We start from the raw sequence: 20,431 nt of genomic DNA, 5'->3' as shown, positions 1-20,431 counted from the left end.
CTGACTTAGGCTACCGATCGATGACCGGACCGCTGCAGCCCAGCAGCGACCTGGACGCCTTGCTGCGCCGGGTCGCGCATGGGGACAACGCTGCCTTCGCCGCGTTCTACGACCAGACGAAGTCGCGGGTCTACGGACTGGTGACCCGGGTGCTGCGGGACGCCGGGTACAGCGAGGAGACCACCCAGGAGATCTATCTCGAGGTGTGGCGGACCGCCGCTGAGTTCGACTCGGCCAAAGGGTCCGCGCTGGCCTGGCTGCTGACCATGACCCACCGCCGTGCGATCGATCGCGTGCGCAGCGAGCAAGCGGGTACCACCCGCGAATCACGCTATGGCGTGGCCAATCTCGAGCCGGCCAGCGACGTCGTCGCGGAGTCGGCAATAGCGGGCGACGAGCGCCGTCGGGTCGCGCAGTGCCTGGAGGGACTGACCGACACCCAGCGTCAGTGCATCGAGCTTGCCTACTACGGCGGACTCACCTATGCCGAGGTGTCGCAGCGGTTGGCCGCAAACCTGTCGACCATCAAATCGCGTATGCGCGACGCGCTGCGCGGCTTGCGCAACTGCCTGGGTGTCTCATGACCGATCCGACCGAATTCGAACTGCTCGAACTGGCGACCCCTTATGCCCTGCACGCCGTGTCCGACGCCGAGCGCGCCGAGATCGAGCGGCAGGTCGCCGCCGCACCCGCCCCCATAGCCGCCGCCTTCCACGATGAGGTCCGCGCGGTTCGCGAGACGCTGGCAGTGCTGTCCTCGGCAAGTGTCGCCGAACCGCCCGACCAGCTGCGCAGCGCAGTCCTCACCGCGGTGCAGCACCACGATGGTCAGCGGCAATCATTCTGGCGCACCAAGGTTTTCGCGGCCGCCGCGGCAGTCGTCATCGGCCTTGCCGGCTTTGGGCTGGGCGTGCTGGTCAGACCGCACCCCGCCACCTCGACGGTCACGGAGCAGGTCCTGACCGCTCCGGATATGAAGACGGTCTCGCGCCCACTGGGCCCGGGACAGGCCACGGTCATGTTCTCTCGCGACCGCAACGCGGCGGTGCTCGTGATGAACAATGTGCCGCCGCCGTCGAATGGGACCGTCTACCAGATGTGGCTGCTCGGGGCCGACGGCCCCAGGTCCGCGGGGACCATGGGCACCGCGACGGTGCAGCCGACGACGACGGCCACGGTCAACGAGATCGGCAGCTGCCGGGCGCTGGCTTTCACGGTCGAGCCCGGCGCCGGATCGCCTAAACCCACGGGAGCGATCCTGGCCGAGCTACCCCTCAAGTAGCTGAGCCCTTGCTTTTTCTCTTGAACAGCCCACCGAGCAGCGCGGCGAGCATACCGAGGACCACCAGACCCACACCGGTGAGCAGCGTCAGGTTGAGCCAGAGGTGCATGCTGCTCTCCGCGTGGCCGACCATCACATCCGCCATCCGCCGGATGTCCCCGGTGGTCCGGTTCAGCGCCTCGTTGAGGGGCCGCCCACCCATCTCGATCCCCGCCCAGCCGGCCGCGCCGACGAGTAGCGCCGAGATGCCCAGCGCGGTCACCGCGCGGCCGCGGCTGCGCGCGGCAACCAGTGTCAGGAAGGCGAAAAGCGCCGTGACGGCGGCAACACCGATGCTGAGCCACGGCCCCCACACCTCGGCGCGGTGAAACTGCCCCTGTCGCAGCGGCTGATCCACCGGAACCGTCAGGGGAACCTTCAGCGTCGCGGGGACCTGCACGTTATAGGTGGCGAGCTGCTGCTGGATGCCGGTGTCCTTGAGCATCGGCGCCACGTCGACGACCCATTGGTCGTTGCCGCCGGGTTGCGGAGCGCTGAACAACCAGCCGTGCGCGGCCCGGTTCACCTGCACGAACAGCGGGGGGAACGACCGACCGGCGGTGAACGCCGCTGCCACGTCGTGCACCGTCGAACTGTCGACCGGGTTGCCGCGCCCACTGCGTTCGTTGATGAGCGCCATCGCCCGGGTGGTCAGCTCGGACGCCATCGCCGACTGCAGCGCCGGATCCCGCGCCGCCTGCTCGGCCAGTGCGCTGTAGCCGTTCTCGTCGACGATGTTCGCCTGCGCCCACGCCGCCGGAAGCGCCACCGCCAGCCCGGCCGTGGCGATCAGCCAGCACAACATCGTCAGGAGGAACCGCACGGGTTGGAACCCTACTGCGCGATCCCCCGCAGGTAGGCCGCCTGCCCCAGGTGTTGGGCACAGTCGTCGATGATGCTGACCAGTCGCGCGCTCGCGGTTACCGGCGGATCCCAATGAGTGTCCACGACGCGGGCGAGTTCGTCGGGCGTGACGGTTTCGACGTACTCCACTGTCAGCAGGTGCACCGCGTGGTAATAGCCCAGCAACAGGTCGACGGGCGCGCGGACCTTGGACACCTCCTCGGCGCCGTGCCCGTAGCCGGTGTCGTTGCGCGGCAGGTCCAGATTGAAGCGCTCCACCCAGCCGTCGCTGGTCCAGACCTGTTCCACACCGGCCACGTCGGCGAGCTGGAGATCTTGAACCCGCGCGCTGTGCCAGAGCAGCCACGCGATGCTGTTGGCGTTGGGGGTCGGCCGGTAGTCGGCGATCTCGTCGGTCAACCCGGCGCACACATCGCCGGCGTGTTCGATCAAGCGGGTGAACGCGTCGCGCAGGAGCTCTTGAACGGCAGCGGTTTCGGAAGTCGCCATGGTTTCGACCCTACGGGCCGCCGTGAAACACCGCTTCGACGTTGTTGCCGTCCGGGTCGCGGACGAAGGTGCCGAAGTATCCCGGGTGGTATTCCGGCCACAGCCGAGGCGCATGCAGGGACTCGGCCCCCAGGCCTACGGCCGCGTCGTGAAAGGCGCGTACCGCGTCCTCGCCGGCGGCCTGGAACGCGACGTGGACCTCGCGGTTCGGCCCCATCCCCTTCCCGTCGGCGATCCAGAACGCCGGATGCCCTTCGCGGCCATAGCCGATGGCCTCGCCGAAGTCCATCTGCCGCGAGTAACCCAGGACACCGAGCACCGTGTCGTAGAACTGCCACGATCTCGCATAGTCGCTGCAATTGATGCCGAAGTGATCGATCACGGGACCGATCCTGGCACGAGCCACCGACACGGTCGTAGATTATTTAGATGACCTACGACCTTCTGATCCGCAACGGCACCATCGTGGACGGATTGGGAGGTGAACCCTACGTCGGCGACGTCGCCGTCAAGGACGGGCTGATCGCGGCGGTCGGCGCCGTCAACGGCGCGAGCGCGACGAGGGAGATCGACGCGAGCGGGCTGCTGGTCACTCCAGGCTTCGTCGACCTGCACACACACTACGACGGCCAGGCGATCTGGTCGGACCGGTTGACGCCGTCCTCGGCGCACGGGGTGACCACGGTGGTGATGGGCAACTGCGGCGTCGGCTTCGCGCCCTGCCGACAGGAGGACCACGACGTACTCGTCGACGTCATGGCCGGCGTCGAGGACATCCCGGGCGTCGTGATGACCGACGGCCTGCCGTGGACCTGGGAAACCTTCCCCGAATACCTCGACGCGCTGGAGTCGGGCAGGCGCGACATCGACGTCGCGGCCTACCTGCCGCATTCCCCGCTGCGGGTCTATGTGATGGGCCAGCGCGGTGCCGACCGCGAGCCCGCGACCGCCGAAGACCTGGCCAAGATGCGCGCGCTGGCCACCGAGGCAATCGAGGTGGGGGCGCTGGGTTTCGCCTCTTCCCGGCTGACCATCCACAAGACCGAGAGCGGCGCACCCATCCCCAGCTATGACGCGGCCCGCGAGGAGATCGAGGAGATCGCCCGGGGCGTCGTCGACGGCGGCGGCGGACTGCTGCAGTTCGTGCCCGACATCCCGGCCGGGGGCTACCAGCCCGTGCTGCAGACGGTGTTCGACGTGGCCGAAGACGTCGGGTTACCGGTCACCTTCACCCTGGTCGTCGGCAACGCGGGCGACCCGACCTGGCCGGACGCCATCACGATGGTGGAGAAGGCCAATGCACGGGCGGGGGCCGGCGACCCTCAGGTCACCGCGCAACTGCTGCCGCGCCCGATCGGGCTGATCATCGGGCTGCAGCTGACGGCCAACCCGTTCGTGCTGTACCCGAGCTACCGCGAGATCGCGCACCTGCCGCTGGCCGAGCGGGTCGCCGAGATGCGCAAGCCCGAGGTGCGCGCCCGCATCCTGGCCGACAAGCCGGGCCAGGGCCATCCGATCCTTTACGTGGCGCAGATGTGGGACTGGATCTTCCCGCTGGACGACAACCCGAATTACGAGCCGAACCCGGCCGACAGCATCGGCGCGCGAGCGCGGGCGCGCGGCGTCGACCCGATGGAGGAGGCCTACGACCGGCTCCTCGACGACGACGGGCGGGCCATGCTGCTGGTCGCCACCAGCAACCTGGAACGCAACTCACTGGACACCGTCGGCAAACTTCTGCACCGGGACGACGTGGTGCTCGGACTGGGCGACGGCGGCGCTCACTACGGGATGATCTGCGACGCCAGCTACTCCACGTACTTCCTCACCCACTGGGCCCGCGATCGCAAGTCGGGCCGATTCAGCGTCGCCGAAGCGGTCCGGGAACTGACTTCCGTGCCCGCCCGCATCGCCGGTCTGGCCGACCGCGGCCGCATCGCCGCCGGCTTCAAGGCCGACCTCAATGTGATCGACCACGCCGCCCTGCGACTGCACAAGCCGGTCATCGCCCACGACCTGCCCGCCGGCGGTCGCCGGCTGGATCAGACCGCGCAGGGCTACGTCGCCACCGTCGTATCCGGTGAGGTGATCGCCGAGAACGGTGTGCCCACCTCCGCCCGCCCGGGGAAGCTGGTCCGCGGCCGACAGTCGGCGCCCGCTCCCGCCTGACGGCCTGCTGCGAATTAACGGTAGCGGGTTACCCGATACGCCCACGGTAACGGGCTGTGCCGGGTAAGTTTGGGTGGTGACAAGCCCGCATTTCGCGTGGTTGCCGCCAGAGATCAACTCGGCATTAATGCTTGCCGGTCCCGGTGCGGGACCGCTACTTTCTGCTGCCTCCGCATGGGGAAGTCTGGCAGAAGATCTCGCGTCAGCGGTGTCATCTTTCGGTTCCGTTACCCAGGAACTCACCAGCGGATCCTGGCAGGGGGCGTCGGCTGCCGCCATGATGGTCGTCGCCACCCAGTACATGAGCTGGCTCAGTGCGGCGGCGGTCCAAGCGGACATGGCGGCGGCTCAGGCCACCGCCACGGCGGCCGCGTTCGAGACGGCAGTGGCAGCCACCGTGCAGCCCGCGGTCGTCGCGGCCAACCGCGGCCTCGTGCAGATGCTGGCCTCGACGAACTTCTTCGGCATGAACTGGCCGGCCATCATGGACACCGAGTCCGCCTACGAGCAAATGTGGGCGATCGACGTGGCAGCCATGGCGAACTACCACTTCGACGCGTCGGCGGCCGCTGCTCAGCTGGCGCCCTGGCAGCAGGTACTGCGCAACCTCGGCATCGACATCGGCAAGAACGGCACGATCAACTTCGGCTTCGGCAACACCGGCAGCGGCAACATCGGCAACAACAACGCCGGCAACTACAACTTCGGTATCGGCAACAGCGGCAGTGGCAACGTCGGCGCCGGCAACAGCGGCAGCGGCAACCTGGGCATCGGCAACACCGGCAACAGCAACCTAGGTCTGGGTAACTTCGGCAGCAACAACCTGGGCATCGGCAACACCGGCAGCGACGTCCTCGGTATGGGCCTCACCGGCGACAAGCAGTTCGGGTTCGGCGGGTTCAACTCGGGCACCGGCAACACCGGGTTCGGTAACTCCGGCACCGGCAACACCGGCTTGTTCAACTCGGGCAACGGGAACCTGGGCCTGGGCAACTCGGGCTCACTGAACACTGGCCTGGGCAACTCCGGCAGCGTCAACACCGGCTTCAGCGGATCGATGGGCTACCTGGGTTCGGGACTGCAGAACGCCGGTGTGGGCGGCACCGGCCTGGAGGCGGGACTGGCCAACTCCGCGCACTACGCCACCGGCGGCCTGGGAACGGCGGCCCTCAGTTCCGGGCTACTCAGCTCGGCCCTGGCCAATACCGGGGGCCTGCACTCCGGCCTGGCGGGGGCGCTGAACTCGGGCCTGAGCAGCACACCCGTGGTCGCCCCGGCGTCCGCGCCGGCCGCGTCCGTGGACACCGGCGGCCAGGGATCCGTCTCGGCGAACCCGACCAGCAGCCCGGCGGCCAATGCCGGCCTGCGGACTTCCGCCGGCACCCCGGTCACCGGCTTCGTCAACCCCGGCGCCAGCGACCCGGGAGTGCGGACGACGCTGGGCCGCGAGTCCGGCATCGGCGCCCCGAGTCTGCCGAACTCAGGCATCCCGAAGTCGGGCTTCTACCCGCCGGCCGAGCGCGACACCGGCGATCAGAGCCGGGTCATCCAGTTCCCGATCCGCACCGAGTAGCCGCGCGCCTATTCTCGACCCATGGCTGCAAAGACCAGCAAACCGGTCGATTTCCAGCGGTTGGCCGACACCCTGCCGAGCTACCCCTTCGCCTACCTGATCACCGTCGACGACGACTACCGCGCGCACACCGTGACCGTCGAGCCGGTGCTGCGCGACCTCGCGGTGCTGGACGTCGGGCTGATCGGCGGCGGCACCCGCACCAACCTGGCCCACCGCAGCAACGTCACCCTGGTGTGGCCACCACCGGCACTTGGCGGCTATTCGCTGATCGTCGACGGGCGCGCCGAGATCTCCGATGCGGGAGCCGAGACGGTGCGCTGTGCGGTCGTCCCCACGCGCGCGCTGCTGCACCGCAACGCCGACTCCCTCTCGGCGGCCAACGGCTGCCTGCACGACTGCGTGGTGTTCTCGTTGCCTAGCCCGTCAAACCCTTCCTGACGAACGGCTCGGCTTCCCCGCGATCCACGGCCTCGTCGTGCTTGGCTGCCGCATCGTCGAGCAGTTCGGTCAGTGCCGGCTGCTCGCGGACCAACTGCTGGTACTTCGGTCCGAGCGCCATGATCTGGTCGCGCTCGTCGAGCAGCTTGCGGAAGATGCGTTCGCGCTCCTGGGGGTCGTGGGTGTATTCGGAATCCAGATAGGCCGTCGCGTGCCGGCGGGCGTTGGCGATCGCCGTCATCGCCTTGCCCTTCCGGCTGAGCAACGAGGCCACCACGGTGACGACCAGGACGCCGACGATCACCGACAGCGACAGCGATGTGCTGATCTCGACGACCTTCACCGGCTCACCGCCGTTGATGAACGGGACGTTGTTCTCGTGTAGGGCGTGCAGGATCAGCTTCACACCGATGAGGCCGAGGATTCCCGCCAGTCCGTAGGACAGGTAGATGAGGCGGTCCAGCAGGCCGTCGACGAGGAAATACAGCTGCCGCAGACCGAGCAGCGAGAACGCCGTCGCGGTGAACACGATGTAGACGTGCTGGGTGAGGCCGAAGATGGCCGGGATCGAGTCCAGCGCGAACAAAATGTCCGTGCCCCCGATAGCCACCATGACCAGCAGCATCGGCGTCATCGCCCGCTTGCCGTCGATGGTGGTGAACAGCTTGTCGCCGTCGTAATGCTCGCTGGTACGGATTACCTTCTTGGCCAGCCGGATGACGACGTTGTCGGCTTTGCGATCGTCGTCGTCGTGGTCGTTCTTCAGCACACTGCCCGCGGTGAGCAGCAGGATCAGGCCGAACAGGTAGAAAACCCATGCAAACGCATTGATCAGCGCAGCACCCAGAAAGATGAATCCGGTGCGGGCGATCAGGGCGAAGGCGATCCCGAACAGCAGCACCTTCTGCTGATCCTCGCGGGGAACCCGGAAGCTGGCGATGATCACCAGGAAGACGAACAGGTTGTCGACCGACAGCGCCTTTTCGGTGACATAACCGGCGAAGTACTCCGGACCCGCCTCGCCACTGCCGAAGATCACCAGGCCGACACCGAACAGCAGGGCTATCCCCACATACCCGGCCGACCACACTGCGGCCTCCCGCAGCGTCGGAACATGCGCCTTGCGGACGTGGAAGACGAAGTCGAAGGCCAGCAGGCCCACGATGGCCACGATCGTCAGGGCCCACACCCAGTCGGGAACGTCCATGCAATACCCCCTATCACACGAAAAAGCCCGGCTCCCTTGAAGGAGCCGGGCTTCTCGTCGACTTCCTAGAAGTCCATACCGCCCATGCCGCCGGTCGGGTCGCCCGCCGGAGCGGCCGCCTTCTCCGGCTTGTCGGCGACGACGGCCTCGGTGGTCAGGAACAGGCCCGCGATGGACGCCGCGTTCTGCAGCGCCGAACGGGTCACCTTGACCGGGTCGGCAACGCCGGCCTTGAGCAGGTCCTCGTACTCACCGGTGGCGGCGTTCAGGCCGGTGCCGGCGGGCGAGTTGCGAACCTTCTCGGCCACCACGCCGGGCTCCAGCCCGGAGTTGAAGGCGATCTGCTTCAGCGGAGCCTCGAGCGCGACGCGCACGATGTTGGCACCGGTCGCCTCGTCGCCCTTGAGGTCGAGCTCGGCCAGGGCCGGAGCCGACTGCAGCAGGGCCACGCCACCACCGGCGACGATGCCCTCCTCGACGGCCGCCTTGGCGTTGCGGACGGCGTCCTCGATGCGGTGCTTGCGCTCCTTGAGCTCCACCTCGGTGGCAGCCCCGGCCTTGATCACCGCAACACCGCCGGCCAGCTTGGCCAGGCGCTCCTGCAGCTTCTCGCGGTCGTAGTCGGAGTCGCTGTTCTCGATCTCGGCGCGGATCTGGGCCACCCGGCCGGCGATGGCGTCGGGGTCACCGGCGCCCTCGACGATGGTGGTCTCGTCCTTGGTGATGACGACCTTGCGGGCCTTGCCGAGCAGCGAGATGTCGGCGGTCTCGAGGGACAGACCGACCTCTTCGCTGATGACCTGACCACCGGTGAGGATGGCCATGTCCTGCAGCATCGCCTTGCGACGGTCACCGAAGCCGGGGGCCTTGACCGCCACCGACTTGAAGGTGCCGCGGATCTTGTTCACGACGAGGGTGGACAGTGCCTCACCCTCGACGTCCTCGGCGATGATCAGCAGCGGCTTGCCGCCCTGAATGACCTTCTCCAGCAACGGCAGCAGGTCCTTGACGGTCGACACCTTGCTGGAGACCAGCAGGATGTAGGGGTCTTCCAGGACAGCTTCCTGACGCTCGGCGTCGGTGACGAAGTAGCCCGAGATGTAACCCTTGTCGAACCGCATGCCCTCGGTGAGCTCGAGCTGCAGGCCGAAGGTGTTGGACTCCTCGACGGTGATGACGCCCTCGTTGCCGACCTTGTCCATCGCCTCGGCGATCAGGTCGCCGATCGACTGGTCGCCCGCGGAGATGCCCGCGGTGGCCGCGATCTGCTCCTTGGTCTCGACGTCCTTGGCCGAGTTGAGCAGGGTCTGGGTGACCTTCTCGACGGCCTTCTCGATGCCGCGCTTCAGACCCAGCGGGTTGGCACCGGCAGCGACGTTGCGCAGGCCCTCCTTGACCAGCGCCTGCGCCAGCACGGTGGCCGTGGTGGTGCCGTCACCGGCAACGTCGTCGGTCTTCTTGGCGACTTCCTTGACCAGCTCGGCGCCGATCTTCTCGTACGGGTCCTCCAGCTCGATCTCCTTGGCGATGGACACACCATCGTTGGTGATCGTGGGAGCGCCCCACTTCTTCTCCAGTACGACGTTGCGGCCCTTGGGCCCCAGCGTCACCTTTACCGCGTCGGCGAGGGCGTTGAGGCCCCGCTCGAGGCCGCGACGGGCCTCTTCGTCGTACGCAATTGTCTTGGCCATTGCGAAGTGATTCCTCCGGATTGGGAATGAAATTGGGGTCGCGAGTGACGACAACCCCATTACTTACGCTGGCCGGGCGCAGTGCCCGCGACGGACGATCACAGCGGTTGGTTGCTGGACCTCACCGTCCCGACCTGGCACTCGCCTATGCCGAGTGCCAACGTCATTATTAGCACTCGCCTATGCCGAGTGCAAGGTCGGCCGGTCTCGTTCGCCGTGGGCTGAAGCGGCGATTGTGAACACCCCGACGTCCCGTCCGCGTGTCGCGTCGCGAGATTCACCCTCGCCGGAGGGATCCCGCCGGCCCGGTGCGCGGCAGACTGAAGAGATGTCGCTGTTCGTGCCGCCATATCCCAAGCCTCGCTACACCAGAGCGGAACCGGAGGTCAGCGCGTGGCTCAAGCGCGGCGATGAGCCACCGGACTACGAGAACTTCGGGGTGAAGTACCACTACCTGGCCAATAAGGAAGCCACCGACGGCGACTACGGGCTGTACCGGGTCGACATCGCGCCCGCCGGCGGCGGACCCGGTCCGCATTTCCACCGTTCGATGTCCGAGGCCTTCTTCGTGCTGTCCGGGACCATGCGGCTCTACGACGGCCGGGACTGGGTCGATGGAAATCAGGGCGACTTCCTCTATGTGCCGCCGGGCGGCATCCACGGCTTCCGCAACGAGGTCGCCGAACCGGCGTCGATGCTGATGCTCTTCTCGCCGGGCGCACCCCGCGAGGCCTACTTCGAAGGCTTCACCGCGCTGGCGGACATGACCGACGACGAGCGCCGCGCGTGGTTCGCGGCGCACGACAACCACATCGTGGAGTAACCCCCGGACCCCCGCGAGCGTCAACTCAGCACGTAGTCCTCGGCGACCATCGCACGGGTCCGTTCGAAGAACGTCCGGCCGCTGAAGGGCAGCTGGGTCACTACCTTGCCGCTGGGATGACGGAAATAGTTGGAGCAGGCCAACCAGACCTTGCCCACCATCGCGGCCTGGATCTCGTCGTTGTAGCGGTGCTGTGCGTCCATCGTCACCTCGATCGTGCGCGCACCCTGGCGGCCCACCACGTCGAGGATGTGGCGGACGAAGGTGGTCTGGACCTCATGGATGTAGATGATCGAGTTGACCCCGTTGGTGTTGGGGCCGTAGAGGGTGAAGAAGTTGGGATAGCCGCTCACCAGGGTGCCGAGGTAGGCCTCGGCACCGCCACGCCAGTCGTCGCGCAGGTGCCGGCCGCCGCTCCCGTATACGTCGATGCTGTCCAGGTAGTCGGCGGCCTTGAACCCGGTGCCGTAGATGACGGTGTCGACGCGGTGCTCGACCCCGTCGACGGTGCGGACCCCCCGCTCGGTCAGCTCCGCGATGGCGGTGGTCTCCAGACGGACATGCGGCAGAGCGAAGGTCGGGTACCACTCCCGCGACATCAACGGCCGCTTGCAGCCGGCCGGGTAATCCGGCGTCAGCTTGGCCCGCAATTCGGGGTCGGCGACCTTGCGGTGCAGATAGCTGCGCGCCAGTTCGGTCGCCTCCCGGGTCTGTCTGTCGTCGGTGTCGAAAGTGGCCGACTCGTAGGCGGCGAACGCCTCGTCGCGCAGCTTCTGCGCGATCTCGGGATGGCGTTCGAACTCCTCGTGCTGCTCGGCGGTGAACGGGAAGTCGAATCGGGGTGCGATCCAGATCGGGGTGCGCTGGAAGACGGTGAGCTGCGCGGTGTCTCGCGCGATCGCCGGGACGTACTGAACGGCGCTGGCGCCAGTGCCGATGGACGCGACCCGTTCCCCGGCAGTCGACCTGCTGTGGTCCCAACGGGCCGAGTGGAACTGCCTACCGAGGAATCGCTGCGCACCGGGGATGTCCGGCACGTTGGGCACGTCGAGCATCCCGACCGCGCTCACCACGACGTCGAAATCGTGTTGGCGGCCGTCCTGGTCCGTCAGGGTCCAGCGCCTCGACTGATCCGACCATCGCAGGGTCGTGATCGCGGTGTTCGGCCGCAGGTGTGCGCCCAGCCCATGGTCTGCGGCGACCTTCTCCAGGTAGGCCAGGATCTCGGGCTGGTTCGCGTACGTCTTGCTCCAGCGGGGGTTGAGTGCGAACGAGTAGGAGTAGAGGTGCGACGGCACATCGCAGGCCGCGCCGGGGAAGGTGTTGTGCCGCCAGGTTCCCCCGAACCCGTCCGCGCGGTCGAAGATCGTGAAGTCATAGCCGCCGGCGGCGAGTTGAATCCCCATGGCGATGCCGCCGGCGCCCGCGCCGATGACGCCCACCTTGATTTTCGGGGACATCACGCCCCGAACTGCGCGAAATAGGGGCGCCCGGGCCGGCTCTTCTCCACCAGGATGAACACCACGCCCCACGGGTCGGCGAACCAGGTGGTGCGGACCCGCGCGACATCGGCGATCCCACTGACCAGGAACCGCACCCCTTCGCTTTCCAGCTCGGCGCGGGTCGCGTCGAGGTCGTCGCAAATCAGCCCGACATGCGACAAGCCGTGATCGGTCAGAGCACGGTCTGTCGCGGCACCCTCGACATTGATGTACTCGATCACCTCCAGCACTCGATCGCCGTCACCGGGCAGGCCGACGACGGCGGCCTTCATAGCGGGATCGGACACCAGTTCGCCCATGTCGTCGCGAATGGCATTACCGGACATGATGTACGGCGGCGAGAGCACACGCAGGCCTAACACGTCGCGATAGAACGCGACGGCAGCCTCACAGTCGGGTACGCACACCCCGGCGTGCGCCAGACCGGTAATCACGTTCTCGACGTTACCCGGCTTTCGCCAACGGGCAGCCGGTCTGTCGGGTTGAGTAAGTTGTGCCCCATGACCTCCAGTGGCACCAGGAAGTGGACGACAGCCGACATCCCCGACCAGAGCGGCCGCACCGTCGTCGTCACGGGCGCCAACACCGGGCTCGGCTACCACACCGCCGCCGCGCTGGCCTGCCACGGCGCCCGCGTTGTGCTGGCGGTGCGCAACCAGGAGAAGGGCAATGCGGCGTTGTCCCGAATCGTCGCCGCCAAAGCGGACGCGGACATCACGCTGACCCAGCTCGACCTCAGTTCGCTGGCCTCGGTGCGTCGGGCCGCCGACGAACTGCGCAGCACCCACCCCCGCATCGACCTGCTGATCAACAACGCGGGCGTGATGTGGACACCGAAGGAGCTGACCGCCGACGGCTTCGAATTGCAGTTCGGCACAAACCATCTCGGCCACTTCGCGTTCACCGGGCTGTTGCTGGACCACATGCTGCAATTGGACGGCTCCCGGGTGGTGACGGTCAGCAGCCTCGGCCACCGCATGCGCGCCGCGATTCACTTCGACGACTTGCAGTGGGAACGCAGCTACAGCCGCATCGGCGCCTACGGACAGTCGAAGCTGGCCAACCTGCTGTTCACCTATGAGTTGCAGCGCCGGCTCTCTACCGCGGCCGCACCCACCATCGCCGTCGCCGCACATCCCGGCGGTTCGGCCACCGAACTGGCCCGCAATGTCCCGCGCATCCTGCGGCCGCTCAACGCCCTGGCGCCGCTGCTGTTCCAGAGCGCGGAGGCCGGTGCGCTGCCCACGCTGCGGGCGGCCACCGACCCGTCCGCGCAGGGCGGACAGTACTACGGGCCGGACGGCCTGGGTGAGCAACGTGGCCACCCCAGGCTGGTGCAGTCCAGCGCGCAGTCGCACGACGCGGACCTGCAACGCCGGCTGTGGAGTGTCTCCGAGGAACTCACCGGCGTGAAGTTCCCGGTCTGACATGCGTTCCGTCACCGAACACCAGCGCGTGATCGCGGACATGATCACGTCCCGCCCCGCGGCCACGGTCCCGCTGGCCGACGCTCTGGGCCTGGTCCTGGCCGACGACATCGTCGCGCCCCTGTCCCTGCCGGTCTTCGACAACTCCGCGATGGACGGTTACGCGGTGCGGGCCGAGGACACCGCGGGCGCGACGCCCGAGCGGCCCGTCGTGCTGCCGGTCGCCGAGGACATTCCCGCCGGCCGCACCGACGAACTGGCCCTGCAACCCGGTACCGCCCACCGGATCATGACCGGGGCGCCGCTGCCGGCCGGGGCCACGGCCATCGTGCCGGTGGAGGCCACCGACGGCGGCGTGCGGTCGGTGCAGATCCGGCAGCATTCCGACGCGGGCAAACACATCCGCCGAGCGGGCGAGGACGTGAACGCGGGCACCACCGTGCTGCGTGCGGGCGAGGTGGTGACACCGGCCGCGCTCGGCCTGCTCGCCGCGCTGGGGCTGGCGGCGTTGCCGGTGGTACCCCGGCAGCGGGTGCTGCTGATGTCGACCGGCTCCGAGCTGGTGGCGCCGGGCACGCCGCTGCAACCCGGGCAGATCTACGAGTCCAACTCGGTGATGCTCGCGGCCGCCGTCCGCGAGGCCGGTGCCGAAGTGCTCGCCACCGCGACCGCCGGCGACGACGTCGCGCAGTTCACCGCGGTCCTGGACCGCTACGCGCCCGACGCGGACCTGATCATCACCAGCGGCGGGGTCAGCGCCGGCGCCTACGAGGTGGTCAAAGACGCCTTCGGCCGCGAGGGGGATCAGGGCGTGCAGTTCGTCAAGGTCGCGATGCAGCCGGGCATGCCGCAGGGTGCCGGGTTCGTGGCCGGAACGCCCATCATCACGTTGCCCGGCAACCCGGTCAGCGCGCTGGTCTCCTTCGAGGTGTTCATCCGGCCCGCGTTGCGCGCAGCCATGGGCCTGCCCGGCCCGCAGCGGCCGAAGCGGGCCGCGGTGCTGACCGAGGCGGTGACCTCACCCCGCGGCAAGCGGCAGTTCCGGCGCGCCATCCTCGATCCCGCGGCGGGCCGGGTCACCAGTTACGGGCCACCCGCTTCGCACCATCTGCGCTGGCTGGCGTCGGCTAACGCACTGCTGGACATCCCCGAGGACGTGGTCGAGGTGCCGGCGGGTACCGAGCTGCAGGTATGGGACCTGAGCTAATCGCGATGAAAATCGTCGGCCGCGTCGAAAGCTGAGGTGGCCGCGACCGCGAGCGCCGCGACCGAGAGCACCACCGGAATGGTGACCAGCGCTCCCGACAGTCCGACCCATCCGGCGAGATGGCCGATCAGCGGCGGCCCGAGCAGATAGCCCACCCAACCGGCCGCGGCGACCAGGGCGATCGCCGAACCGCCGTTGCCGGCCGCGTAGGCGGCGCTGAACGCCGTGGGCACCAGCAGCGCCACCCCCGCTCCCACGCAGGCGAAACCGACCACGCTGGCAACCGGATCGGCGGCGACCAGCGTGACGCTGATACCGACGACAGCGACCAGTGCCAGCCCCGGCAGCAGCCGACGAGCCGAGACCCGGGCGTGCAGGCGCAGCGCGCCGAACCGGATCACCACCATCGCCAGGGTGTACGCCGCGTAGCTCAAAGCGGACACCCCGGCCCCGGCTCCGACGACGTCGTGCACGAAATTCGCCGACCAGTCGGTGGCGGCGCCTTCGCACAGGAACGACGCGAATGCCACCGCGGCCAGGATCGCCACCGCCGGTGTCCAGACGCGCACCCGCTCGCCTGCCTCGGCGTCGACGGTCTCGTCGTCGATGAAGCGCAGGGTCAGCGGGCCGACCAGCACCAGCACCAGGGCCCCCAGCACCACCAGCTGGGGTTCGAGGCCGACGCCGACGCTGACGCAGGCCGCCCCTATCACCGCGCCCACCAGCGCGCCCAGACTCCACATGCCGTGAAACCGGGCCATGATCGGGGCGCGGGCCTGTCGCTCCACGGTGCCGGCCTGGGTGTTCATCGCGACGTCCAGCGCACCCTGGAACCAGCCCCACAGCATCAGGGCCAGAAACAGCCATGCGCCGGAAGTCGCCAGCCCGACGGTCATCGGGGCGAGCGAGTAGCCCGCGACCATGATGGGCGCCAGCCGGCGACTGCCCCAGCGGGGCAGCGCCCAGTGGCTGAACAACGTCGCCGCGACCGAGCCGAGCGGCGCACCGAACAGCGCCGACCCCAAAGCCCCGTCGGACAACCCGAGGCCCGCCTTGACCTGCGGGATGTGGGCAGCCCAGGACGAAAACACCACGGCATGAGCGACGAACGTCGCGGTGACGCCGATCTTTGCGCGGCGCAGCGCCGCGCCGTGCAAGGACTGGGTCGGATGTCGGACTCCTCGAACGGGCGGGTTCGCTCTCAGCTTTCCCTGCCCGGGACCCAACGAACCACGCCGCCGCCGCGCCCATACGTAAGATGACCCGCGTGGCACGACGCCCTGGTTCTTCCGAAGGTCCCGCGCACCTGATCGAGTTGGTGCGGGACACCGTTCCCCCGATCCACCCGGGCGGGCGGCCGTTCATCGGTGCGGGCCTGGCCCTGGCCGCCGTCGGCTACCGGCACCGCTGGGTGCGCCGGACCGGGCTGCTGGCGGCGGGCGCCTGCGCGGGTTTCTTCCGGCACCCGAAGCGGGTGCCTCCCACCCGGCCCGGTGCCGTGGTCGCTCCCGCCGACGGCACGGTCTGCGTGATCGACTCAGCCGTCCCGCCCGCGGAGCTGAGCATGGGTGACACGGCCATGCCGCGCATCAGCATTTTCCTGTCGATCCTGGACGTCCACGTGCAGCGGGCCCCGGTGAGTGGTGAGGTGATCGCCGTGCAGCACCGTCCGGGCAGCTTCCTGTCGGCCGACCTGCCCGAGGCCAGCGAGGCCAATGAGCGCACCAGCGTGCGCATCCGCATGGACAACGGAGACGACCTGGTGGTTGTCCAGATCGCCGGACTGGTGGCGCGCCGCATCGTGTGCGACGCACATGTCGGCGACCGGCTGGCGATCGGAGAGACCTACGGACTGATCCGGTTCGGCTCGCGCCTGGACACCTACCTGCCGCCGGGCGCGCAGCCGATCGTCAGTCTCGGCCAGCGCACCCTGGGCGGCGAGACCGTCCTGGCAGAGCTCTCATGATCAACAAACCGCGGGTCCGGCGCACCGAGGCGCTGCACCTGCTGCCCAGCGCCATGACCGTGCTCTCCATCTGCGCCGGCCTCACCTCGATCAAGTTCGCGCTCGACCACAAACCGATTCCCGCGATGGCGCTGATCGCGGTGGCCGCCATCCTCGACGCCCTCGACGGCCGGGTGGCCCGGATCCTCGACGCTCAGTCGCGGATGGGGGCCGAGATCGACTCGCTGGCCGACTCGGTGAACTTCGGCGTGACCCCTGCCCTCGTGGTGTACGTGACCCTGTTGTCGAAATGGCCGGTCGGCTGGGCCGTCGTGTTGCTCTACGCGGTGTGCGTCGTGCTGCGACTGGCCCGCTACAACGCCCAGCAGGACGACGGGACGCTGCCGCCCTACGCCAAGGAGTACTTCGTCGGCATGCCGGCGCCGGCAGGCGCCGTCTCGATGATCGGGACGATCGGCCTGAAGCTCCAGTTCGGCGAAGGCTGGTGGACGTCGATCTGGTTCCTGGGCTTCTGGATCGCCGGGACGTCGCTGCTGATGGTGAGCGCGATCCCGATGAAGAAGTTCCACACCCTGGCCGTGCCGCCGAACTGGGCGGCCCCGCTACTGGCGGTGCTGGCGATCGCCGCCGCCGCCGCGGTGCTGGCGCCCTACATCCTGATCTGGGTCATCATCATTTCCTACGTGTGCCACATCCCGTTCGCGGTGCGCAGCAAGCGCTGGTTGGCCAAGCACCCCGAAGCGTGGGAGGACGACAACAAGCAACGACGCGCCGCCCGGCGCGCGACCCGGCGGGCCCAGCCGCACCGACGGTCGATGGCGCGGCTCGGGTTGCGTAAACCGGGCAGGTGACGTGACCCGGCCCAATCACCTCACTCTCACCGCCCGGCTGAACACGTCCGCGGTCGACTCGCGCCGGGGCGTCGTGCGGCTGCACCCGAGCACCATCGTCGCCCTGGGCATCCGCGAGTGGGATGCGGTGTCGCTCACCGGATCCCGCACCACCGCGGCGGTGGCGGCCATGGCCGCCGGCGACATCCCGATCGGCATCGTGCTGCTCGACGACGTCACGTTGTCCAACGCCGGCCTGCGGGAGGGCACCGAGGTCATCGTCAGCGCCGTCACCGTCTACGGGGCGCGCACGGTGACGCTGAGTGGTTCGACGCTGGCCACCCAGTCGCTGTCGTCGGCCACGCTGCGCCAGGCACTGCTCGGCAAGGTGATGACGGTCGGGGACGCGGTGTCGCTGTTGCCGCGCGACCTGGGACCCGGCACGTCGACGTCGGCGGCCACCCGCGCGCTGGCCTCGTCGGTAGGGATCAGCTGGACATCCGAGTTGTTGACGGTCACCGGCATGGACCCTCAGGGACCTGTCAGCGTCCAGCCGAACACGCTGGTCAGCTGGGGCACCGCGGTGCCCGACTCCTCGCACGTCATTCCGGCCGTCGACGTCTCCACCCCGGAGATGCAGGTCGAAGAGCTCAAAGGTGCGCAGCCGCAGGCGGCCAAGCTCACCGAGTGGCTCAAGCTCGCCCTCGACGAGCCGCACCTGCTGAAGACACTGGGAGCGGGCACCAATCTCGGTGTCCTGGTGTCGGGGCCGGCCGGTGTCGGCAAAGTGACCCTGGTGCGGGCGGTGTGCGCCGGACGCAGGTTGGTGCAGCTCGACGGCCCGGCCACCGGCGCGCTGGCCGCCGAGGACCGGCTGCGCGCGGTCTCGGCCGCGGTCACCAAGGCTTGCGACGGCGGTGGGGTGCTGCTGATCACCGACGTCGACGCCCTGCTACCGGAAACACCCGAACCGGTGGCCGCGCTCATCCTCACCGAGCTGCGCAAGGCCGTGGCCACCAACGGCGTCGCGTTGATCGCCACCTCGGCGCGGCCGGACCAGATCGATGCCCGGCTGCGCTCACCGGAGCTGTGCGACCGTGAGCTGGGGTTGCCGTTGCCCGATGCCGGAACCCGCAAGGCGCTGCTGGAGGCACTGCTGAAGAAGGTGCCCACCACCGACCTCGACCTCGACGCGATCGCCGCCCGGACACCGGGATTCGTGGTCGCGGACCTGGCGGCGCTGATGCGCGAGGCCGCGCTGCGGGCGGCGTCGCGGGCCAGTACCGACGGTCAGCCACCCAAACTCAGCCAGGACGACCTGATCGGCGCGCTGTCGGTGATCAGGCCGCTGTCGCGGTCAGCCGGCGAAGAGGTCGTCGTCGGCAGCGTCACCCTGGCCGACGTCGGCGACATGGTCGAGGCCAAGCAGGCGCTCACCGAGGCGGTGCTGTGGCCGCTGCAGCACCCGGACACCTTCTCCCGCCTCGGGGTGGACCCGCCGCGCGGGGTGCTGCTCTACGGCCCGCCGGGCTGCGGCAAGACCTTCGTGGTCCGTGCGCTGGCCAGCACCGGACAGCTGAGCGTGCACGCCGTCAAAGGCTCTGAGCTGATGGACAAATGGGTCGGATCGTCGGAGAAGGCGGTGCGCGAATTGTTCCGGCGGGCCCGCGATTCGGCGCCTTCGCTGGTATTCCTCGACGAGATCGACGCACTGGCGCCCCGGCGCGGACAGAGCTTCGACTCGGGTGTCACCGACCGTGTGGTGGCCGCGCTGCTGACCGAACTCGACGGCATCGACCCGCTGCGTGACGTCGTCGTGCTGGGCGCCACGAACCGACCGGATCTGATCGACCCGGCTCTGCTGCGGCCCGGCCGGCTGGAACGGCTGGTATTCGTCGAGCCGCCCGACGCCGATGCCCGTCGCGAAATCCTGCGCACCGCAGGCAAATCCATCCCGCTCAGCTCCGACGTCGACCTGGACGCGGTGGCCGCCGGGCTCGAAGGATACAGCGCCGCAGACTGTGTGGCGCTGCTGCGCGAGGCCGCCCTGACCGCGATGCGGCGTTCCATCGACGCCGCGGACGTCACAGCGGCCGACCTGGCCGCGGCCCGGGAAAAAGTGCGCCCGTCGCTGGATCCCTTGCAGATACAGTCACTGCGCGAATTCGCCAAAGTTCTCTAGCGAAGAAACGCTCTGCCGAACAGCTGCAGATCCATTCACTTTCGGGGTCCCGTGCCATATATTTAGCCGTTCGCTTCGCCCCAATGATGGGAGCCGCTGATGTCGACGTTCCTGATCGCAGCCCCGGAAGCTCTGGCAGCCGCGTCGGCCGATGTAAGCGGGATCGGGGAGGCGATCAGGAAGGCGACGGCGTCGTGGGCGCCGTCGACCACGACGGTCGCGGCGGCGGCCGCCGACGAGGTGTCGGCGGCGATCGCGCGGCTGTTCGGCAACTACGCGCAGGGCTTTGTGGCCCTCGACGCGCAGGCGGCCGCCTTCGAGCAGCTGCTGGCGCAGACGTTGAGCGCAAGTGCGGGTGCCTACGCCGGCGCAGAGGCCGTGAATCTGTCGGCACTGCAATCGGTGGATCTGCACGCCCTGGGCGAGAGCCTGCTGGCGCCGATCAATGGGCCCGTGCAGGCGTTGACCGGGCGCCCGTTGATCGGCAACGGCGCCAACGGCGCCCCCGGCACCGGGGCCGGCGGCGGGGCCGGCGGCTGGCTGCTCGGTGATGGCGGCGCCGGCGGTTCCGGAGCGGCCGGATTCGCCGGCGGGGCCGGCGGCGCGGCGGGGCTGATCGGTTCCGGCGGAGCCGGCGGAGCCGGCGGCTCCGGCGGCGGGACGGGCGGTGCCGGCGGAGCCGGCGGCTGGCTGCTGGGCACCGGTGGGGCCGGTGGCACCGGCGGGTTCGTGTTGAACG

At 68.8% G+C, this 20,431-nt stretch carries 20 protein-coding genes and 1 pseudogene; 13 read left to right on the top strand and 8 right to left on the bottom strand.

From position 1 onward, the window contains the following. Positions 1-20 precede the first annotated feature (20 nt). Complete coding sequence (locus tag AO501_RS16220; protein WP_055578881.1) at positions 21-584, top strand: sigma-70 family RNA polymerase sigma factor; 564 nt, start codon at positions 21-23, stop codon at positions 582-584. Next, positions 581-1,282, top strand: a complete 702-nt coding sequence (locus AO501_RS16215) for an anti-sigma factor (protein WP_055578676.1) — start codon at positions 581-583, stop codon at positions 1,280-1,282. The genes AO501_RS16220 and AO501_RS16215 overlap by 4 nt, the downstream gene beginning before the upstream one ends. Here the strand turns inward: AO501_RS16215 and AO501_RS16210 are convergent. The 3 genes from AO501_RS16210 to AO501_RS16200 are packed head-to-tail and all read right to left on the bottom strand — an operon-like array spanning position 1,275 to position 3,056. After that, a complete protein-coding gene (locus AO501_RS16210; protein WP_055578675.1) occupies positions 1,275-2,144 on the bottom strand; it encodes a hypothetical protein in 870 nt (289 codons plus the stop codon). The genes AO501_RS16215 and AO501_RS16210 overlap by 8 nt on opposite strands. An 11-nt stretch (positions 2,145-2,155) precedes the next feature. Further along, on the bottom strand, positions 2,156-2,674 hold the full coding sequence (locus AO501_RS16205; protein WP_055578674.1) for a mycothiol transferase: 519 nt from the start codon (positions 2,672-2,674) through the stop codon (positions 2,156-2,158). Between the two features lie 10 nt (positions 2,675-2,684). Then, the gene (locus tag AO501_RS16200) at positions 2,685-3,056 is read right to left on the bottom strand and encodes a VOC family protein (RefSeq protein ID WP_055578673.1); all 372 of its coding nucleotides are present in this window, start codon (positions 3,054-3,056) and stop codon (positions 2,685-2,687) included. A gap of 47 nt (positions 3,057-3,103) precedes the next feature. Between AO501_RS16200 and AO501_RS16195 the strand changes: the two genes are divergently transcribed. The 3 genes from AO501_RS16195 (at position 3,104) to AO501_RS16185 (ending at position 6,857) form a co-directional block, all read left to right on the top strand. Next, complete coding sequence (locus AO501_RS16195) at positions 3,104-4,843, top strand: N-acyl-D-amino-acid deacylase family protein (RefSeq protein WP_055578672.1); 1,740 nt, start codon at positions 3,104-3,106, stop codon at positions 4,841-4,843. Positions 4,844-4,919: 76 nt separating this feature from the next. Beyond that, a complete protein-coding gene (locus AO501_RS16190) occupies positions 4,920-6,416 on the top strand; it encodes a PPE family protein (protein ID WP_055578880.1) in 1,497 nt (498 codons plus the stop codon). 21 nt (positions 6,417-6,437) lie between these two features. Continuing rightward, positions 6,438-6,857, top strand: a complete 420-nt coding sequence (locus AO501_RS16185) for a hypothetical protein (protein WP_055578671.1) — start codon at positions 6,438-6,440, stop codon at positions 6,855-6,857. Here AO501_RS16185 and AO501_RS16180 read toward each other — a convergent pair. Together AO501_RS16180 and groL are read right to left on the bottom strand one after the other, a co-directional pair. After that, positions 6,835-8,064 carry a TerC family protein gene (locus AO501_RS16180; protein ID WP_055578670.1) on the bottom strand — a complete coding sequence of 410 codons (1,230 nt, stop codon included), beginning with the start codon at positions 8,062-8,064 and terminating at the stop codon, positions 6,835-6,837. The two genes, AO501_RS16185 and AO501_RS16180, sit on opposite strands and share 23 nt — an antisense overlap. 65 nt (positions 8,065-8,129) lie before the next feature. Then, positions 8,130-9,755: a chaperonin GroEL gene (groL, locus tag AO501_RS16175; protein WP_055578669.1), complete on the bottom strand. Its 1,626-nt coding sequence runs from the start codon at positions 9,753-9,755 to the stop codon at positions 8,130-8,132. 328 nt (positions 9,756-10,083) lie between these two features. On the opposite strand from groL, the gene AO501_RS16170 reads away from it, so the two are divergent. Further along, positions 10,084-10,578, top strand: a complete 495-nt coding sequence (locus tag AO501_RS16170; RefSeq protein ID WP_055578668.1) for a cupin domain-containing protein — start codon at positions 10,084-10,086, stop codon at positions 10,576-10,578. Positions 10,579-10,598: 20 nt separating this feature from the next. Here the strand turns inward: AO501_RS16170 and AO501_RS16165 are convergent, their stop codons facing one another. Beyond that, a complete protein-coding gene (locus tag AO501_RS16165) occupies positions 10,599-12,038 on the bottom strand; it encodes a flavin-containing monooxygenase (RefSeq protein ID WP_055578667.1) in 1,440 nt (479 codons plus the stop codon). Continuing rightward, entirely contained in the window at positions 12,038-12,514 is a 477-nt protein-coding gene (locus tag AO501_RS16160) for a VOC family protein (protein ID WP_055578666.1), read from the bottom strand. The genes AO501_RS16165 and AO501_RS16160 overlap by 1 nt, the downstream gene beginning before the upstream one ends. A 66-nt stretch (positions 12,515-12,580) precedes the next feature. Between AO501_RS16160 and AO501_RS16155 the strand changes: the two genes are divergently transcribed. Both AO501_RS16155 and glp read left to right on the top strand, forming a co-directional pair. Further along, entirely contained in the window at positions 12,581-13,507 is a 927-nt protein-coding gene (locus AO501_RS16155; protein WP_055578665.1) for an SDR family NAD(P)-dependent oxidoreductase, read from the top strand. A 1-nt stretch (position 13,508) separates the two neighbouring features. Continuing rightward, positions 13,509-14,714 carry a gephyrin-like molybdotransferase Glp gene (gene glp, locus AO501_RS16150; RefSeq protein WP_055578664.1) on the top strand — a complete coding sequence of 402 codons (1,206 nt, stop codon included), beginning with the start codon at positions 13,509-13,511 and terminating at the stop codon, positions 14,712-14,714. Here glp and AO501_RS16145 read toward each other — a convergent pair. After that, a complete protein-coding gene (locus AO501_RS16145) occupies positions 14,711-15,856 on the bottom strand; it encodes an MFS transporter (RefSeq protein WP_082658689.1) in 1,146 nt (381 codons plus the stop codon). The genes glp and AO501_RS16145 overlap by 4 nt on opposite strands. Positions 15,857-15,981: 125 nt before the next feature. On the opposite strand from AO501_RS16145, the gene AO501_RS16140 reads away from it, so the two are divergent. From AO501_RS16140 to AO501_RS40735, 5 genes and pseudogenes are all read left to right on the top strand, one after another. Beyond that, on the top strand, positions 15,982-16,680 hold the full coding sequence (locus AO501_RS16140) for a phosphatidylserine decarboxylase (RefSeq protein WP_156452607.1): 699 nt from the start codon (positions 15,982-15,984) through the stop codon (positions 16,678-16,680). Next, entirely contained in the window at positions 16,677-17,531 is an 855-nt protein-coding gene (gene pssA, locus AO501_RS16135) for a CDP-diacylglycerol--serine O-phosphatidyltransferase (RefSeq protein WP_055578661.1), read from the top strand. The genes AO501_RS16140 and pssA overlap by 4 nt, the downstream gene beginning before the upstream one ends. A 1-nt stretch (position 17,532) precedes the next feature. Then, positions 17,533-19,692: an AAA family ATPase gene (locus tag AO501_RS16130; protein ID WP_055578660.1), complete on the top strand. Its 2,160-nt coding sequence runs from the start codon at positions 17,533-17,535 to the stop codon at positions 19,690-19,692. A 99-nt stretch (positions 19,693-19,791) separates the two neighbouring features. Then, positions 19,792-20,016, top strand: a pseudogene (locus tag AO501_RS40740) (PE domain-containing protein); the annotation flags it as partial. 117 nt (positions 20,017-20,133) lie between these two features. Then, the coding region (locus AO501_RS40735; RefSeq protein ID WP_419775679.1) for a PGRS repeat-containing protein at positions 20,134-20,431 on the top strand (298 nt) is incomplete at its 3' end.

The sequence above is a fragment of the Mycobacterium gordonae genome, from assembly GCF_001417955.2.
Lineage (GTDB): Bacteria > Actinomycetota > Actinomycetes > Mycobacteriales > Mycobacteriaceae > Mycobacterium > Mycobacterium gordonae_B.
The sequence above is the reverse complement of the archived record's forward strand: the minus strand, read 5'-3'. Positions and strand labels throughout refer to the sequence as shown.

Excerpts from the sequence above, each read along its gene's own strand:
- AO501_RS16165 (WP_055578667.1), bottom strand. The coding sequence starts at position 12,038 with ATGTCCCCGAAAATCAAGGTGGGCGTCATCGGCGCGGGCGCCGGCGGC.
- AO501_RS16185 (WP_055578671.1), top strand. The coding sequence starts at position 6,438 with ATGGCTGCAAAGACCAGCAAACCGGTCGATTTCCAGCGGTTGGCCGAC.
- AO501_RS16180 (WP_055578670.1), bottom strand. The coding sequence starts at position 8,064 with ATGGACGTTCCCGACTGGGTGTGGGCCCTGACGATCGTGGCCATCGTG.
- AO501_RS16205 (WP_055578674.1), bottom strand. The coding sequence starts at position 2,674 with ATGGCGACTTCCGAAACCGCTGCCGTTCAAGAGCTCCTGCGCGACGCG.
- AO501_RS16170 (WP_055578668.1), top strand. The coding sequence starts at position 10,084 with ATGTCGCTGTTCGTGCCGCCATATCCCAAGCCTCGCTACACCAGAGCG.
- AO501_RS16155 (WP_055578665.1), top strand. The coding sequence starts at position 12,581 with ATGACCTCCAGTGGCACCAGGAAGTGGACGACAGCCGACATCCCCGAC.
- AO501_RS16220 (WP_055578881.1), top strand. The coding sequence starts at position 21 with ATGACCGGACCGCTGCAGCCCAGCAGCGACCTGGACGCCTTGCTGCGC.
- groL (WP_055578669.1), bottom strand. The coding sequence starts at position 9,755 with ATGGCCAAGACAATTGCGTACGACGAAGAGGCCCGTCGCGGCCTCGAG.
- AO501_RS16215 (WP_055578676.1), top strand. The coding sequence starts at position 581 with ATGACCGATCCGACCGAATTCGAACTGCTCGAACTGGCGACCCCTTAT.
- pssA (WP_055578661.1), top strand. The coding sequence starts at position 16,677 with ATGATCAACAAACCGCGGGTCCGGCGCACCGAGGCGCTGCACCTGCTG.
- AO501_RS16195 (WP_055578672.1), top strand. The coding sequence starts at position 3,104 with ATGACCTACGACCTTCTGATCCGCAACGGCACCATCGTGGACGGATTG.
- glp (WP_055578664.1), top strand. The coding sequence starts at position 13,509 with ATGCGTTCCGTCACCGAACACCAGCGCGTGATCGCGGACATGATCACG.